General features: G+C 67.1%; 12 protein-coding genes and 1 tRNA gene. 8 read left to right on the top strand and 5 right to left on the bottom strand.

From position 1 onward, the window contains the following. Positions 1–17 precede the first annotated feature (17 nt). Both ON22_RS08035 and aceE read right to left on the bottom strand, forming a co-directional pair. On the bottom strand, positions 18–1352 hold the full coding sequence (locus ON22_RS08035) for a PucR family transcriptional regulator (RefSeq protein ID WP_051157333.1): 1335 nt from the start codon (positions 1350–1352) through the stop codon (positions 18–20). 10 nt (positions 1353–1362) lie between these two features. Then, entirely contained in the window at positions 1363–4134 is a 2772-nt protein-coding gene (gene aceE, locus ON22_RS08030) for a pyruvate dehydrogenase (acetyl-transferring), homodimeric type (RefSeq protein WP_231508660.1), read from the bottom strand. Between the two features lie 283 nt (positions 4135–4417). Here aceE and ON22_RS08025 point away from each other — a divergent pair, with 283 nt between their 5' ends. The 7 genes from ON22_RS08025 to ON22_RS08000 all read left to right on the top strand — a co-directional run bounded on the left by ON22_RS08025 (position 4418) and on the right by ON22_RS08000 (position 9357). Next, the gene (locus ON22_RS08025; RefSeq protein ID WP_033244930.1) at positions 4418–4972 is read left to right on the top strand and encodes an Rv2240c family protein; all 555 of its coding nucleotides are present in this window, start codon (positions 4418–4420) and stop codon (positions 4970–4972) included. 130 nt (positions 4973–5102) lie between these two features. Further along, positions 5103–5525 (top strand): DUF3052 domain-containing protein, encoded by a 423-nt coding sequence (locus ON22_RS08020; RefSeq protein ID WP_033244929.1) that lies wholly within the window; start codon positions 5103–5105, stop codon positions 5523–5525. 64 nt (positions 5526–5589) lie between these two features. Beyond that, a complete protein-coding gene (locus ON22_RS08015; RefSeq protein ID WP_033244928.1) occupies positions 5590–6054 on the top strand; it encodes a peroxiredoxin in 465 nt (154 codons plus the stop codon). 31 nt (positions 6055–6085) lie between these two features. Continuing rightward, positions 6086–6157: transfer RNA gene (locus ON22_RS08010), tRNA-Val, on the top strand. A 405-nt stretch (positions 6158–6562) separates the two neighbouring features. Continuing rightward, positions 6563–7333, top strand: coding sequence for a zinc-binding dehydrogenase (locus ON22_RS08005; protein WP_218000687.1), 771 nt, complete (start codon positions 6563–6565; stop codon positions 7331–7333). Beyond that, positions 7330–7554 carry a zinc-binding dehydrogenase gene (locus ON22_RS37510; RefSeq protein ID WP_218000686.1) on the top strand — a complete coding sequence of 75 codons (225 nt, stop codon included), beginning with the start codon at positions 7330–7332 and terminating at the stop codon, positions 7552–7554. The genes ON22_RS08005 and ON22_RS37510 overlap by 4 nt, the downstream gene beginning before the upstream one ends. Positions 7555–7887: 333 nt before the next feature. After that, a complete protein-coding gene (locus ON22_RS08000; RefSeq protein ID WP_033244926.1) occupies positions 7888–9357 on the top strand; it encodes a glyceraldehyde-3-phosphate dehydrogenase in 1470 nt (489 codons plus the stop codon). 112 nt (positions 9358–9469) lie between these two features. On the opposite strand, the gene ON22_RS07995 is transcribed toward ON22_RS08000, so the two are convergent. The 3 genes from ON22_RS07995 to ON22_RS07985 are packed head-to-tail and all read right to left on the bottom strand — an operon-like array spanning position 9470 to position 12125. After that, entirely contained in the window at positions 9470–9817 is a 348-nt protein-coding gene (locus ON22_RS07995) for a Dabb family protein (RefSeq protein WP_033244925.1), read from the bottom strand. Then, positions 9814–10686 carry an SDR family oxidoreductase gene (locus tag ON22_RS07990; protein WP_033244924.1) on the bottom strand — a complete coding sequence of 291 codons (873 nt, stop codon included), beginning with the start codon at positions 10684–10686 and terminating at the stop codon, positions 9814–9816. The genes ON22_RS07995 and ON22_RS07990 overlap by 4 nt, the downstream gene beginning before the upstream one ends. Before the next feature lie 23 nt (positions 10687–10709). After that, positions 10710–12125, bottom strand: coding sequence for an MFS transporter (locus tag ON22_RS07985; RefSeq protein WP_033244923.1), 1416 nt, complete (start codon positions 12123–12125; stop codon positions 10710–10712). A gap of 103 nt (positions 12126–12228) precedes the next feature. Here ON22_RS07985 and ON22_RS07980 point away from each other — a divergent pair, with 103 nt between their 5' ends. Beyond that, the gene (locus ON22_RS07980) at positions 12229–14916 is read left to right on the top strand and encodes an AAA family ATPase (protein ID WP_033244922.1); all 2688 of its coding nucleotides are present in this window, start codon (positions 12229–12231) and stop codon (positions 14914–14916) included. Positions 14917–14950: the final 34 nt, after the last annotated feature.

Raw genomic sequence — 14950 nt, 5'->3', positions numbered from 1 at the left:
CGGAAGGATCCCAGCCGTTACAGCCCATCTTTGTCCATTGGGACAAAAGATTCCTCTGAGGCAGGTGTCGACGATCCGTTATGAGTTCGTGTCAACCGACCTACTGTGGCGGCGATTCGCAGCACGTAGGAGTCCCGCGGGTTGAGCGGATCCCGGCCGGTGACCTCACTGATGCGCTTCAGGCGATAGCGCACAGTATTTGGATGAACGTACAGTTGCCGAGCACACATCTCGACCGCACCGCCGCATTCCAGATAGGCGTCCAGGGTGTCCGCCAGAGCGGAACCGGCCGAAGCCAACGGAAGCACAAGGTACTCGACAAGTGCGTCCACCGCAGCACGATCGCCGAGCAGGGCACGTTCGGGCAATAGTTCCATCGCGTGCACGGGTCGTGGTGCGTCCCGCCACCCGATGACGGCCTCCATACCGGCCAGCGCCTCGAGCGCGCTGCTGTGCGCCGTGCCCAGGGTACGGGTGGTCGGCCCGATCACCACGGGACCGTCGGAGAACGCCTCGGTGAGCAGATCGTCCATGAACGGTGAGGAGTGCGGAGCGTCACCGAGATGCCCGCTCACCACCATCACCAGGCGCGATCCCTGCACCACCGCGAGCGCGGCGCGGCCGTGCCGGGCCGCGATGGTGTGCACCGCACCGACCACCGAGATGCCCTGATCCAGCGGCGGTGTGCCCACCAGCACCGTGGCGGGCGCAGTGGCGTCCCAGTTCAACGTGGCGGCCCGGGAAAGCATGTCCGGGCCCGTGTCCCCGCGCACCACCGCGTCGACCACCAGCGCCTCCAGCCGGGTATCCCAGGCCCCCCGGGATTCGGCGGCACTGGCGTACACCGAGGCGGCCGCGAAACCGAGCTCACGCCCGTACCGCAGTACCGCCTCGGTGAGCGCCACCAGCTGGCGATCGTTACGCGCCAGCGCGGGTAGCCACTGTTCGAAGAACTCCATGGCCACCCGCACCATATCCACGGTCTGGCGCAGCGTCAGCCGCCGCGCCAGATCCTGTGGGATCACCTGGAAGGCGTCCAGGCTGAACCGGATATCGCTGTCCGGGTCCTGGAGCCATTCCAGGAAGTTGACCACCGCGGTCTGCACCAGCATCTGCACACCCGCGCGCTGCGCGGCGTCCAGATCGGCGAAGAACGGCAACCGGTCCTGCATCGACCCCACGGCTTCGGTGGACAGCCGTCCGGAGAACTGCTTCACGCGTCGCAGCAGTGTGTCCGGTAAGGGGTCGCGGGTCTGCCGGTTCGGCGACAGGGCGCCGGTCGGCAGATACACCTCGTGCTCGGAGGAGCCTTCGGAGACCCGGCGGGGTCGCGGTGGCCTGCGTTCGATCATCGAGTTGTCGTCACTCCGCATCTCCTGCCCCACCGGCGGTGAACTTCTCCGCGGCGGATACATCGTCGATCCGATACCGGGCCGCGGCCTCGGCGGCCTTGGCCGAATCGAGTTTGCCCATCCGCGCCAGTCCCGCCAGTGCGGCGACGGTGATGGATTCGGCATCCACGTTGAACACCCGGCGCGCGGCCGGACGGGTATCGGAGAACCCGAACCCGTCGGTACCGAGGGTGGTGAAATCGCCCGGCACCCATTTGCGGATCTGGTCCGGTACCGCCCGCATCCAGTCCGAGGCCGCCACGAAGGGCCCCTCGGCGCCGGCCAGCGCACGGGCGATATAGGGCTGTCCCGGATCCTCACCCGGATGGTGCAGTGCCTCGATCTCGAGTTCGAGAGCCTCGCGCCGCAGCTGACCGTAGGAGGTCACCGACCAGACATCGGCGGCCACACCCCAGTGGTCGGCCAGCAGCTGCTGCGCCCGCAGACCGTCGGGCACGGTGACACCGGAGACCAGGATCTGCGCGCGCACATCCCCTGCACCGCCCTTGCGGTACAGGTAGATGCCCTTGAGCAGACCGTCGACGTCCAGGTCCTCGGGCTCGGCCGGCTGCTGGTAGGGCTCGTTGTACAGGGTGAGGTAGTAGAAGATGTTCTCCCCACCGAACCCGTCCACCCCCGGAGTGCCGCCGTACATCCGGCGCAGGCCGTCGCGCACGATATGGGCGATCTCGAAGGAGAACGCCGGATCGTAGGAGACCACGGCGGGATTGCTCGCCGCCAGCAGCAGCGAATGCCCGTCGTTGTGCTGCAGGCCCTCACCGGTGAGCGTGGTCCGCCCGGCGGTCGCGCCGAGCACGAACCCGCGGGCCAGCTGATCGGCCGCGGCCCACAGCCCGTCGCCGGTGCGCTGGAACCCGAACATCGAATAGAAGATGTAGAGCGGGATCATCGGCTCGCCGTGGGTGGCATACGAGGTGCCGACCGCGGTGAACGAGGCGGTGGACCCGGCCTCGTTGATGCCCTCGTGCAGGATCTGCCCGACGGTGCTCTCCTTGTAGGCGAGCATCAGTTCCGCGTCGACCGAGGTGTAGAGCTGGCCGTTACGGTTGTAGATCTTCAGCGAGGGGAACCACGAGTCCATCCCGAAGGTGCGGGCCTCGTCCGGGATGATCGGCACGATCCGCTTGCCGATCTCCTTATCGCGCAGCAGTTCCTTCATCAACCGCACCAGGGCCATGGTGGTGGCCACATTCTGCTTCCCGGACCCCTTGCGCACCGACTTGTACGCCTCGTCGCCCGGCAGTTTCAGCGGTGCCACATTCGTGCGCCGCTCCGGCAGATAACCACCGAGCGACTTGCGGCGATCCAGCATGTACTGGATCTCCTTGGTTTCCGCGCCCGGATGGTAGTACGGGGGCAGATACGGATCCTTCTCCAGCTCGGCATCGCTGATCGGGATCCGCTGCAGATCGCGGAAATCCTTCAGATCCTGCAGCGTCAGCTTCTTCATCTGATGCGTGGCGTTACGGCCCTCGAAATGCTTACCGAGGGTGTAGCCCTTGATCGTCTTCGCCAGGATCACCGTGGGCTGGCCCTTGTGCGCCAGCGCCGCCGCATACGCCGCATACACCTTGCGGTAGTCGTGACCGCCGCGCTTGAGGTTCCAGATCTCCTGATCCGACAGATCCTGCACCAGCGCCTTGGTGCGCGGGTCGCGGCCGAAGAAATGGTCGCGGACATAGGCGCCGTCGTTGGCCTTGTAGGTCTGGTAGTCGCCGTCGGGTGTGGTGTTCATCAGGTTCACCAGCGCGCCGTCGCGGTCCGCGCCGAGCAGCGCATCCCATTCGCGACCCCAGATCACCTTGATCACATTCCAGCCGGCGCCGCGGAAGAACGACTCCAGTTCCTGGATGATCTTGCCGTTACCGCGGACCGGGCCGTCGAGGCGCTGCAGGTTGCAGTTCACCACGAAGGTCAGATTGTCCAGACCCTCCATGGCCGCCACATGGGCCAGGCCACGCGATTCGGGTTCGTCCATCTCGCCGTCGCCCAGGAACGCCCACACATGCTGATCAGAGGTGTCCTTGATGCCGCGATCATGCAGGTAGTGGTTGAACCGCGCCTGGTAGATGGCGTTCATCGGGCCCAAGCCCATCGACACCGTCGGGAATTCCCAGAAATCGCTCAGCAACCGCGGATGCGGATAGGACGGTAGCCCCTTACCGAGACCGCCGTGGCTGTATTCCTGGCGGAAACCGTCGAGCTGATCGGTGGACAACCGGCCCTCGAGGAAGGCTCGGGCATAGATACCGGGCGAGGCATGACCCTGGATGAAGATCGAATCGCCGCCGCCGGGATGGTCCTTACCGCGGAAGAAATGGTTGAACCCGACCTCGTACAGCGCCGCCGACGACGCATAGGTCGAGATATGGCCGCCCACGCCGATACCGGGGCGTTGCGCCCGGTGCACCATGATGGCCGCGTTCCAGCGGATCCAGGCCCGAAAGCGCCGCTCGGTCTCCTCGTCACCGGGGAACCAGGGCTCGTTCTCGGTCGGAATGGTGTTGACGTAATCGGTGGACGTCAGCGAAGGAATCGATACCCGGCGCTCTCCGGCGCGTTCGAGCATCCGGAGCATCAGGTAGCGGGCGCGGCCGGGGCCTTCACGCTCCAGCATCTGATCGAAGGATTCGAGCCATTCGCTGGTCTCCTCCGGGTCGATATCCGGTAGGTAAGAGGCCACTCCTTCACGAATCACACGGACTCGGCCACCGGGCGGCACGCCGTTGGCGTTGCCGGGAGTGGGCGCGGAACCCGGCTCAGCGGATTCCGCCGGGACGCCAGAGTGGATCAGATCGGTCAAAACTGCTCCTCGTACAGGGGGTGGTCGAGCTGATGGCTGCGGTGACCCCGAGTGGCCCGCTGGTGTGCAGGTCACCCGTGACGACTAGTTCCGGGCGCGCCCGCGTCCTTGCGTGGCGCGTCCCACATCATCATGTCAGCCGCCCATCCAGTACCGTTCGACAGGCAGGGCTACGCAGTGGTAACCGAGGAGTCGGAGGACGATGCAAGGGCTGGACCCGCGCCGATTCGGGCTTGTTTGCGCCGCGGCGGCACTGGTCACCGGCGCGACCCTGGCGGGTTGCGCCAACCAGATCGAAGGCGTGGCGACACCCAACGCCGCCGAAGCCACCGCCTACCGCAGTTTCGCCTCCTCCTCGTCCGCGGCCGCCACGTCGTCGCAGATCGCGGCCGCCCGCGACAAGGCCATCGCCGACAACTGCGGCCTGTTCCCCGGCACCACCGGCACCGGCGTCACCAAATACAACGAGTTCGTCGACGCGCACGACAGCAACGCGCCCGACTACGACGCCAAACGTGACGCCGCGGTCACCACGCTCGACGACGCCGCGAATCGAGTCGAAGGCGGAGTGAACGCCGCCGGCACGAACCTGCCCGACGATCTGAAGGCGAAATTCACCGACTACGTCAACGCGGCCCGCGCTCTGTCCCAAGCGACCCGGGAGATGACCTACACGTCCCCTGTCGGACCGCTCAACGATGCGAGCAAGCGCGTGAACGACGCGCGCAACGCGGTACGCGATGCCTGCCCCGGATGATCTCGAACGCCCGTCACCAGGCTTTTGTCGCGACATCAGAAATTCGATCTACCCGATCGGCTTGCGTTAGGGCCGATAACCATGTTCGCTTGCAGATATCTTGTAGTCGGGAGTTGAGGAGGACGCCACCGTGGTCGCCGCGGCGGACGATCAGAATTTCGCTCAGAAGCTTGGCATCACCCACGGAATGGTTGTCCAGGAGCTGGGCTGGGACGAGGACACCAACGACGACCTCCGGGCCGACGTCGAGGAGACCGCCGGCAGTGAACTGCTGGACGAGGATTCCGACGAGGTCATCGATGTCGTCCTGCTGTGGTGGCGGGACGGCGACGGCGACCTGGTCGACGAATTGATGGAGGCGATCGGCCCACTGGCCGACGACGGCTTCATCTGGGTGCTGACCCCGAAAACCGGTAATGACGGGCACGTCGATCCCAGTGAGATCGCCGAATCCGCCCCGACGGCGGGGCTCACCCAGACCTCGGCGATCAAACTCGGTGAATGGTCGGCCAGCCGGCTGGTGCAGCCCAAGGCACCGACCAAACAGCGCTGAGCCGCCCACAGCTGTGCCGCGCATCCGGAACCCGGGTGCGCGGCGGGAGATTCGGAGGATACCCATGCCCCTCGAGGTAGGCGCCCAGGCGCCGGAGTTCACCCTCAAGGACCAGAACAATCAGGAAGTCTCGCTGTCGGATTACCGCGGCAAGAAGAACGTCCTGATCGTGTTCTACCCGCTCGCCTTCACCGGCATCTGCCAGGGCGAGCTGTGCAAGGTCCGCGACGAACTGCCGCGCTTCCAGAACGACAACGCCGAGATCATCGCGATCTCGGTGGGCCCCCCGCCGACCCACAAGATCTGGGCGGCCGAGCAGGGCTACACCTTCCCGCTGCTGTCGGACTTCTGGCCGCACGGAAAGATCGCACAGGACTACGGCGTCTTCAACGACACCACCGGCTTCGCCAACCGCGGCACCTTCGTCGTGGACCGCGAAGGAATCATCCGTTTCGCGGAGATGAACGGCCCCGGAGAGCCCCGTGACCAGGCGGCTTGGGAGAAAGCGCTCGCCGCGCTAGATTCATAGTCCGTTCCCCCGGATACGTTCCGGGGGATCCGGGCGTATAGCTCAGCGGTAGAGCTCTGGTTTTACACACCAGCGGTCGGCGGTTCGAACCCGTCTGCGCCCACTTAGATTACCCGGGTCAGGGCCTGGATTTTTATCCGGACATCTTGCGGGTCACCGGCGAAAAACCGCCGTGGTGTCGAGAGTGTGTCAAGGCGCGGGAACTACGTCCCGGTCGCTACAGACGACGCCCCCGAGTCCAGCAAGATCGTGACCATGGTGTGCCGGGCGTCATGCAACCGGATCACGGGCACGCCGGCCGCCGCCCTCCTACGCTGCGCCGGATTGCGCACGGGAGGCAAATCCCGATTTCGCCGAACTGCTGCTCGGGTTCTTCGCTGATGCGGACTGGATGCGTGCGGCCGCGGCGGTGGTCCTGGCAGGTGTCAGGCGAACTACGTGCAGACCATGGTGAGAGGGGACAGCAAGCCCTCCAAGGAACCGGGGGACCTCAGTTTAGGGTTGTCGCATGTCTACCTCGATGCGGGTGATGGAGCTCGTCCACTTCGGTGGTGCGGACGAGGCGTTCGTGTACCGGGAGCTGCCGCGGCCTGTCCCGGGGCCCGGCCAGGTACTGGTGCGGGTGATGGCCACGTCGGTGAACCCTCTCGATCTGCAAACTCGGCGTGGTGACTACCGTGACGAGGTCGCGTTGCCTGCGGTGATCGGTAACGACGTGTCCGGCGTGGTGGTCGAGACCGGCCCTGGGGCGGATGAGTTCCAGGCGGGTGACGAGATCTGGTATCTGGCGCCGGTGTTCGCCGGGCAGGGGACCTATGCCGAGTTCCATGTGGTCGACCAGGCGCTGGTCGACCGCAAGCCCGCGGGGCTGTCGCATGTCGAGGCCGCCGGTCTCGCGCTCGTGGGCGTGACCGTGTGGGAGGCGCTGGTCGAGCGTGCGGGGCTGCGGGTCGGGGAGCGGGTCCTGGTGCACGGTGGAGCCGGCGGGGTCGGATCGGTCGCCATCCAGCTCGCCAGGGCGCTGGGAGCCGAGGTGGTCACCACCGCGCGGGCCAGGGATCACGAGTTCGTCGCCGAATTGGGTGCCGACACCGCGATCGACTTCTCGACCGGTGACTACGTGCCGCAGGTGCGGGAGATGGGCGGGGTGGACGTCGTCCTGGACACCGTGGGCGGGGACACCCTCTCCCGCAGTCCGGAGGTCCTCGCCGACCGAGGCCGTGTGGTGTCCATCGTGGACACCCCCGAACCCAGAACCTGCTCGCCGCGTGGGGCGTGAACGCGGCCTACCACTTCGTCTTCGTCAGTCCCGGCCGGGCGAAGCTCGAAATCCTAGGCCGACTGGTCGACCAGGGCAAGATCCGGCCGGTGATCGGCGCTGTGCTGACGCTGGCCGATGTCGCGCAGGCGCACACACTGCTGGAAGGCGGCACTACCAGCGATGGTCGCAGGCGTCCTCGCGGCAAGATCGCCATCGCTGTGCATCCTCTGCACCAGTAGCCTGACGGAACAAGGCCCTGACCTGGATTCTAGCGATCCCGGCGAACTGAGTGGATACGGATACGCGGCTCTACACACCAGCGGTCGGCGGTTCGAGCCCGTCTGCGCCCACCAAGTAGAGACAGGCAGTGTCCATACATGCTCAGACCTCACCGTGGCCTACCGGCACCGCCCTGTTGGATGACCCCGGCCCCGACGATTCGGCCCCCTGGCCGGACTGTGCGCGCCGGTGGCGGACCTCTCAACCGGGTGGCGGGGCATTGTGAACTCTTCGACCCCGTTAGCCTGACGAACGATCACGTCCGGAAGTGCGCGGAGTAGGAAGCCGAACCAGTGACTACTGACCACCTCGACCGTTGGAACGCTCACGAGGCTTCCGCGGAGGCAATGATTCCGATCATCGGACGGCTCTACCGGGACAAGGGGGTGACCATCCTCCTGCACAGCCGATCGCTGGTGAACAAATCCGTGATCAGCATCCTGCGCACCCACCGGTTCGCGCGGCAGATCGACGGCGAAGAGCTGTCGATCGAGCAGACCCTGCCGTTCCTCGAAGCGCTCAGCGCGCTGGATCTGGGGCCGTGCAAGATCGACCTCGGCCGGCTGGTCATGACCTACCGCACCGACGCCCGCGGACTGTCGATCCCCGAGTTCACCGCGGCGACGCTCCTCGATATCACCGATGGCAACAAAGCCGAATCGCAGGGCCCCCGTGACGTCGTCCTGTACGGTTTCGGCCGGATCGGCCGACTGGTCGCCCGGCTGCTGATCGAGAAGGCCGGTTCCGGGAACGGATTGAACCTGCGGGCTGTAGTGGTGCGTAAGGGCGGCGAGGGCGACCTGGCCAAGCGTGCATCGCTGCTGCGGCGGGATTCGGTGCACGGCCAGTTCGACGGAACGATCAAGGTCGACACCGGCAACAACACGATCACCGCCAACGGCAGCGTGATCGAGTTCATCTACAGCGACGATCCGGCGACGATCGACTACACCGAGTTCGGGATCGACGAGGCGATCCTGATCGACAACACCGGCCGCTGGCGGGACCGCGCGGGCCTGGCGCAACATCTGCGTCCCGGTATCGCCAAGGTACTGCTCACCGCGCCCGGCAAGGGCGATGTGCCGAATATCGTGCACGGCGTCAACCATCGCGACCTGGACTCCTCGGAGCGGATCGTCTCGTGCGCGTCGTGTACGACCAATGCGATCGTTCCACCGCTCAAGGCGATGGACGACGAATTCGGCATCGTCCGCGGTCACGTGGAAACGGTGCATTCGTTCACCAACGATCAGAACCTGCTGGACAATTTCCACAAGGCCGACCGCCGCGGTCGTTCCGCGCCGTTCAACCTCGTGATCACCGAAACCGGTGCCGCGTCGGCGGTCGCGAAGGCGATGCCGGACTTCAAAGCCAAGATCACCGGAAACTCGATCCGCGTTCCCACCCCCGACGTCTCCATCGCGATCCTGAACCTGCAACTCGAACGCGAGACCACGCGTGCGGAAGTGCTCGAGTACCTGCGCCAGGCCTCGCTCTCCGGACCGTTGAGCCGCAATCTGGACTACACCGCGGCCACCGATGTGGTGTCGAGCGATTTCATCGGCTCCCGTGCGGCATCCATCGTCGACGCCAACGCCACCATCGTCGACGGCGACACCGCAATCCTGTACCTCTGGTACGACAACGAATTCGGCTACTCGTGCCAGGTGGTGCGGACAGTGCAGTACATCTCGGGCATCGAATACCCGACCTACCCACAGATCGGCCATCCCGCCGAAGCCACGCTCACCGCAACCCCGTAGCCGTCGGACTCGTGCCCTGGCGCCGAATACCGATCAGCCGGGGCCCGGGTCGGCTTGCGCTTCGATTGCGTCATCGGCCCCAGGCGTTCCAGCAGTTGCGCGAGCTCGCGGATCAGCTCGGCCTGGACGACTGACCGCGCGCCGGCAGGTTTCCGTGCTTGCCGGGTGCGGCGCTGCCGGTGTACTCGGCGAGACCGGAGACCAGCTCGGCGATATCGGGTGTGCCGTCGAATCGGCGCCGGTGGATCTCGGCGATCTTTTCGCCGACCGCCGGGTCCGGATCGTCGGTGATATCGAACGACACGAACTTGTCGACCAGCGGTAGCCCGATTCGGTCCATTTCGAGGTGCGCCGGATGGTTCATGTACTCCTCGTAGGCCTGGAGGTTCTCGAGGCCGGCCGCTTTGTCTTCCGCCGAGACACCGGGTTTCAGGGTGAAACGAATGCAGTGGTAGATCATCGGGCATCCGCTGTGGTTTCTGCCGGGGCGAACGCGGCGGCGTAATCGCGGGCGAAGTCGGTGATATCGCGGGCGGGGTGGCCGGTGAGGTCGGCGACGGACGTGTGCACGGCGGCGGCTTCGCCGCGGGCGTAGTGGGCGTAGTCCTCGACGAGGCCGTCGCGCTGCCAGGACGGGAACCCGGTGAGGGCGGCGACGAATTGGTCGGCGGATGCGTCGTGGAAGGTGATGCTGCGGCCGGTGGATGTGCTGATCGCGTCGGCGATTTCGGCGTGAGTCACCGCGCGGGGACCGGTCAGCGTATAGGTGCGGCCGGTGTGGCCGGTGGTTGTCAGTACGGCTGCGGCGGTTTCGGCGATATCCCTGATGTCGATGGCGCTGACAGCGGCGTCGCCGATGGGAGCGGCGAACCAGCCTCGGGCGATGGTGCCGGCGAATGCGAGCAACGCTTGCAGGTAGAGATTGGGGCGGAGCACGGTGTGGTCGAGCCCGAGCTGTTGCACATATGCTTCGACTTCGGCGTGCCAGCGCAGGAATCGCACCGGCGAGTCGGTGCGGGCCGCGTACTGGGAGAGCAGTACCAGCCGGTTCACACCCGCGGCGCGGGCGAGGTCGGCGAACCGGATCTGGAGCGCGGCGGCGTCGGGGGCCGAAGGGCTGTTGAGGAATACCGCATCGATGCCTTCCAGTGCCGCGGTCACAGATGCCGGGTCCCGCAGGTCGGCGACGACGGTTTCGGCGCCGGGGATTACCCGGCCGGGGTCGCGGGTCATGGCGCGGACGGTGGCGCCGCGAGCCTGCAGGGCCGGGAGCAGTGCGGAGCCGACGGTTCCGGTCGCGCCCGTGACGAGGATGGTGGGGGTATTCATGGTTGTGCGTCCCTTCGAGGAGGTCAGTGGGTGCCGGCAACCGCAAGGCCGGTCTGCCGGGTCCTGGCAATGGAGATCAGCGACACCGCGAGCGCGATCAGGATGAGTGCGGCCTGACCGAAGAACGCGGTCGTGAACGAGATACCTCCGGCTGTTCCGGCTGCGCCGATGGCGATTCCGGCGAGTGCGGCGACGCCGACCGCGCCGCCCAGCTGCTGCGCGGCGTTGACGAGTCCGCTGAGCAGTCCTGTTTCACTGTCGGCGCTGTTGCGCACCGCCATCGCGATCGCGTTGACGGTGCCGAGCCCGAGACCGGTGCCGATCAGCAGAAATGCGCCCAGTAGGTGAATGGAGAAGCCGCTGGTCGCCGGAGCCGTCGCCAGCCACAGCAGGCCGGCGAGCAGCACGCCGAGGGCGACCGGCAGCGCACCGGCCACCCCGACGCGTTTGGCCAGCAGTGGGGCGGCCACGCTGCCGAGGATGATCATGACGGCGACGGGGATCTGCGCGATCCCGGCTTCGAACGGGCTCATCCCGAGCACATCCTGCTGGTACTGGGGCAGGAAGAAGAACAGGCTCGTCAGTGTGCCGCCGATCAGCAACATCACCAGGTTCGCCGTCACCACCGGCCTCCTGCGGAACACACCGAGCGGGATCAGGGGACGGGCGGAACGCCGCTCGACGATCACGAACGCCACCAGGGAGACGACTCCGACTGCGAGGCCGATGGCCGTGGCGGGCGCGGTCCATCCGGCGTCGGAGGCGGAGACCATGCCCAGCGCGAGGCCGGAGATTCCGGCAGTGACCGTGACGGCGCCGAGTAGGTCGAACTGCCCCGGGCTACCCGGAACCGGCGGCACCGAACGCCATACGATGATCGCCCCGATGATGCCGAAGGGAACCGGAGTCACGAACACTGCCTGCCAGCCCAGCAGCTGTGTCAGCGTTCCGCCGAGGAAGACTCCGACGAGAGAGCCGGCTCCCGCGACGGCGCCCCAGATACCCATCGCCCGAGTGCGTTCCGTGGGAGACGGGTAGAGGGCGAGCACGAGCGAGAGCGCGGCCGGCATCACGACCGCGGCTCCGATCCCCTGCCCGATCCGCCCGGCGATCAACATCTCGCCGCTGGTCGCGAGCCCGCAGAAGGCCGAGGCCGCGAGGTAGACGGCCATGCCGGTCGAGAACATGGCCCGGGCCCCGAGCACGTCGGCCAGGCGTCCGCCGAGTAGCAGCAGACCGGCGAAGGTCACCAGATAGCTGTCCACGACGACTGTGAGTTCAGCGGCCGTGAGCTCGAGCCCTTCGCGGATGGTGGACCCGGCGAGGTTCACCATCGCGGCGTCGAGAATGACCAGGAACACGGCGGTTGCCAGGCCGGTCATCGCCACCCCGCGCGGTAACCGTGAGTGGGCGGGCACTGTGGTTGGTGCGGATGTCATCACGCCTCGATGGTTGCGTGGGCGCGCTCCCACTCGCGTCGGCAAGAAATGCCTATCCGCCCCTTCGAGCCGCCGATATGCCGTAGGTGACAGCATCGGCCCTATGGTTCGGAACACCGCGGCGCCCTACCGCTCGCTCGTCGGCCGGGACAGCGAAAGCGAAGTCCTCCTTTCTCTCGTCCACCGAGCAGAACAGGGCGAGGGCGGTGTCCTCGTCCTACGCGGCGAGGCGGGTATCGGCAAGAGCTCGCTGCTACACCACGTCGAACATGGGGCGCAGCAGCGGTTCCGGATCATTCGTGCGTCCGGATCGGAGTTCGAGGACGAGATGCCGTTCGCAGCATTGCACCAGCTGTGCGTTCCGGTGCTCGCGTATCTCGACACGCTGTCGGCGCCCTACCGGAACTCCCTGCAGGTTGCGTTCGGGTTGGCCGACGGGCCCGCGGACCCGTTCCGGGTGGGTCTTGCGACCCTCGAACTGCTGGCCGCCGCCGCGGCAGAGGGTCCCATACTGTGCGTTATCGACGACGCACACTGGTTGGACGCCGCCTCGGCGAGCGCCTTCACGTTCCTGGCGAGGCGGATCGCGGCGGAGCCGATCGCGATGGTGTTCGCGGCGCGCGATGAGGATCTCACCGGTGGATTGGCGGAGCTGCCGGTATTGCCGGTCGACGGCCTGAGCGACGCTCATGCGCGCGAACTACTGGCAGCGGAGAAAACCGTGACCCTCGATGAGCGGGTACGGGATCGCCTTCTCGCCGAGGCGCGCGGAAACCCGCTGGCCTTGATCGAGCTGCCGAAAGCGGGTGGTTTCGCACTGCCCGCGCCGTCGCCGGTCGCCGGCCGGATCGAGCGCAGTTTCCAGGCCAGGATGGCGGAACTACCTCGGCAAGCACGGCTGCTGCTGATCCTCGCGAGCGCGGACCCCACCGGTGCCCCGGGTCTGCTGTGGGCAGCCGCGCGGCAGCTGGACATCGATGTGCCCACCGCCAGTGCCGCCGTCACGGCGTCGGGGCTGATGGCGTTCGATACGCGTGCACGTTTCTGCCACCCGTTGGCGCGCTCGGCCGCCTACCGTGCTGCCGAACCGGACCAGCGCGGTGCGGCGCACCGGGCACTCGCCGAGGCCACCGATCCGGACACGGCTCCCGACCGGCAGGCCTGGCATCGTGCCCAGGCCACCACCGCGCCGGACGAGCGAACCGCGGCGCAGCTGGAGTCGTCGGCGTCGCGGGCGCAGGCACGAGGCGGTGTGGCGGCGGCCGCCGCGTTTCTCGAACGCGCGGCGGCGCTGTCATTCGACCCCGGCAAGCAGACCGAACGCACGCTCGCGGCCGCGCGGGCGATGTTCGAAGCCGGCCGGGCGAGTGCAGCGGCCGACCTGCTGGCCAGTATCGATACCGAGCGGCTGGACGATCTCCAGCACGCGTCTGTCGACCTGCTGCGTGGCCGGATCGCGTTCGTCCACGGCGCGGAAGGGGTCGCCGAGGGGCCGGAACTCATCCTGCGGGCCGGGCAGCGGCTCGCGGCCATCGATCCCGAACGGTCACGAGAGTGCTTCGTCGCGGCACTGGAAATGGGGCTCGTCGTGGGGCGGGCCGCGGGAGTAATGGACCGGGTGCTCGACGCGGCGCGCTCGGCACCGCCGGCAGTACGACCGCCCGATCTCCTGGACGCACTGGTGCTGTTGAACACCGACGGACACCGCGCCGGAGTGCCGGCGTTGCGCCGGGTACTCACCGGCGACGATGCCGGCTGGACCCGGGTGCCGGCGTTGGCGACTGTACTGGCGGGTGAACTGTGGGATACCGAGTTGCACGCGACGGTCACCGAGTGGCTCAGGCGGTCCGGGCGGGATACGGGGTCGCCGATGACGATCCGGCTCGGCCTCTCCCAAGCGGCATTGTCGGCGGTACTGGCCGGCGACTTCGGGCAGGCGATGGCCGCTATCGCCGAAGAGGAAGCGATCGCCGACGCCGTGGGCGATCTGCCGCAGCTGTACCCGAGAGTGCATCTGGCGGCGATGCGCGGCCGCCGCCGGGAGGTGCACGACCTGTTCGCCGAGGTGATGAACCGTGGCAACGGCCAGCTGACCGCGAACGCCCACTTCGCACAGGCCGTCCTGTACAACGGCTCGGCCGACTACCCGAACGCACTGGACGCGGCCGGGCGTGCCGTGGCGGGCGGCGATCTGTTCCTCACCGGCATAGCGCTGCCCGAGCTGGTGGAGGCCGCGGTCCGGTGCGGTGCGGACGCCGTCGCGCGGTCGGCGCTGGAATCCCTGCTCGAACGCACGCAACCCGCGGGAACCAGCTTCGCCCTGGGCGTAGCGGCAGGGGCGCGGGCACTGGTCAGCGATGTGGAAGACGATCACCTGGAGGCACTCGGGCATCTCACGGGTAGCCCGCTGGTAACGCACCTCGCGCGGGCCCACCTGCGGTACGGGGAGTGGTTACGCCGGGCAAACCGGCGTCGCGACGCACGCGAACAGCTGCGTATCGCGCACGAACAGCTGTCGGACATAGGACTGGAGGCATTCGCTCAGCGTGCCGCGGACGAGCTGAGCGCGACCGGAGAAGTGGTCCGCCGCCGCTCCGGGCACACCTACGACCATCTGACCATGCAGGAGATACATATCGCGCGCGAGGTGGCGGCGGGAGCGACGTCGAAGGAGGTGGCCACGCGCCTGTACCTCAGCAAGCGCACCGTAGACGCCCACCTGCGAAGTATTTTCCGCAAACTCGACATCACGTCACGCAGGCAGCTGCGGAATATGCCCGATCTCGGGTGATGCGAGAGGCAGCGCAGCGGCGGATCCGCCCCAT

The organism is Nocardia carnea NBRC 14403 (genome assembly GCF_000308515.1).
Lineage (GTDB): Bacteria > Actinomycetota > Actinomycetes > Mycobacteriales > Mycobacteriaceae > Nocardia > Nocardia carnea.
Note: the sequence above shows the minus strand (reverse complement) of the source record. Positions and strands in the feature narration are given on the sequence as shown.

What these genes read in the sequence shown, in the direction of transcription:
- ON22_RS08035 (WP_051157333.1), bottom strand. Translation starts at nt 1,352, where the DNA reads ATGATCGAACGCAGGCCACCGCGACCCCGCCGGGTCTCCGAAGGCTCC.
- ON22_RS08025 (WP_033244930.1), top strand. Translation starts at nt 4,418, where the DNA reads ATGCAAGGGCTGGACCCGCGCCGATTCGGGCTTGTTTGCGCCGCGGCG.
- ON22_RS08015 (WP_033244928.1), top strand. Translation starts at nt 5,590, where the DNA reads ATGCCCCTCGAGGTAGGCGCCCAGGCGCCGGAGTTCACCCTCAAGGAC.
- ON22_RS08005 (WP_218000687.1), top strand. Translation starts at nt 6,563, where the DNA reads ATGTCTACCTCGATGCGGGTGATGGAGCTCGTCCACTTCGGTGGTGCG.
- ON22_RS07995 (WP_033244925.1), bottom strand. Translation starts at nt 9,817, where the DNA reads ATGATCTACCACTGCATTCGTTTCACCCTGAAACCCGGTGTCTCGGCG.
- ON22_RS07990 (WP_033244924.1), bottom strand. Translation starts at nt 10,686, where the DNA reads ATGAATACCCCCACCATCCTCGTCACGGGCGCGACCGGAACCGTCGGC.
- ON22_RS07985 (WP_033244923.1), bottom strand. Translation starts at nt 12,125, where the DNA reads ATGACATCCGCACCAACCACAGTGCCCGCCCACTCACGGTTACCGCGC.
- ON22_RS07980 (WP_033244922.1), top strand. Translation starts at nt 12,229, where the DNA reads ATGGTTCGGAACACCGCGGCGCCCTACCGCTCGCTCGTCGGCCGGGAC.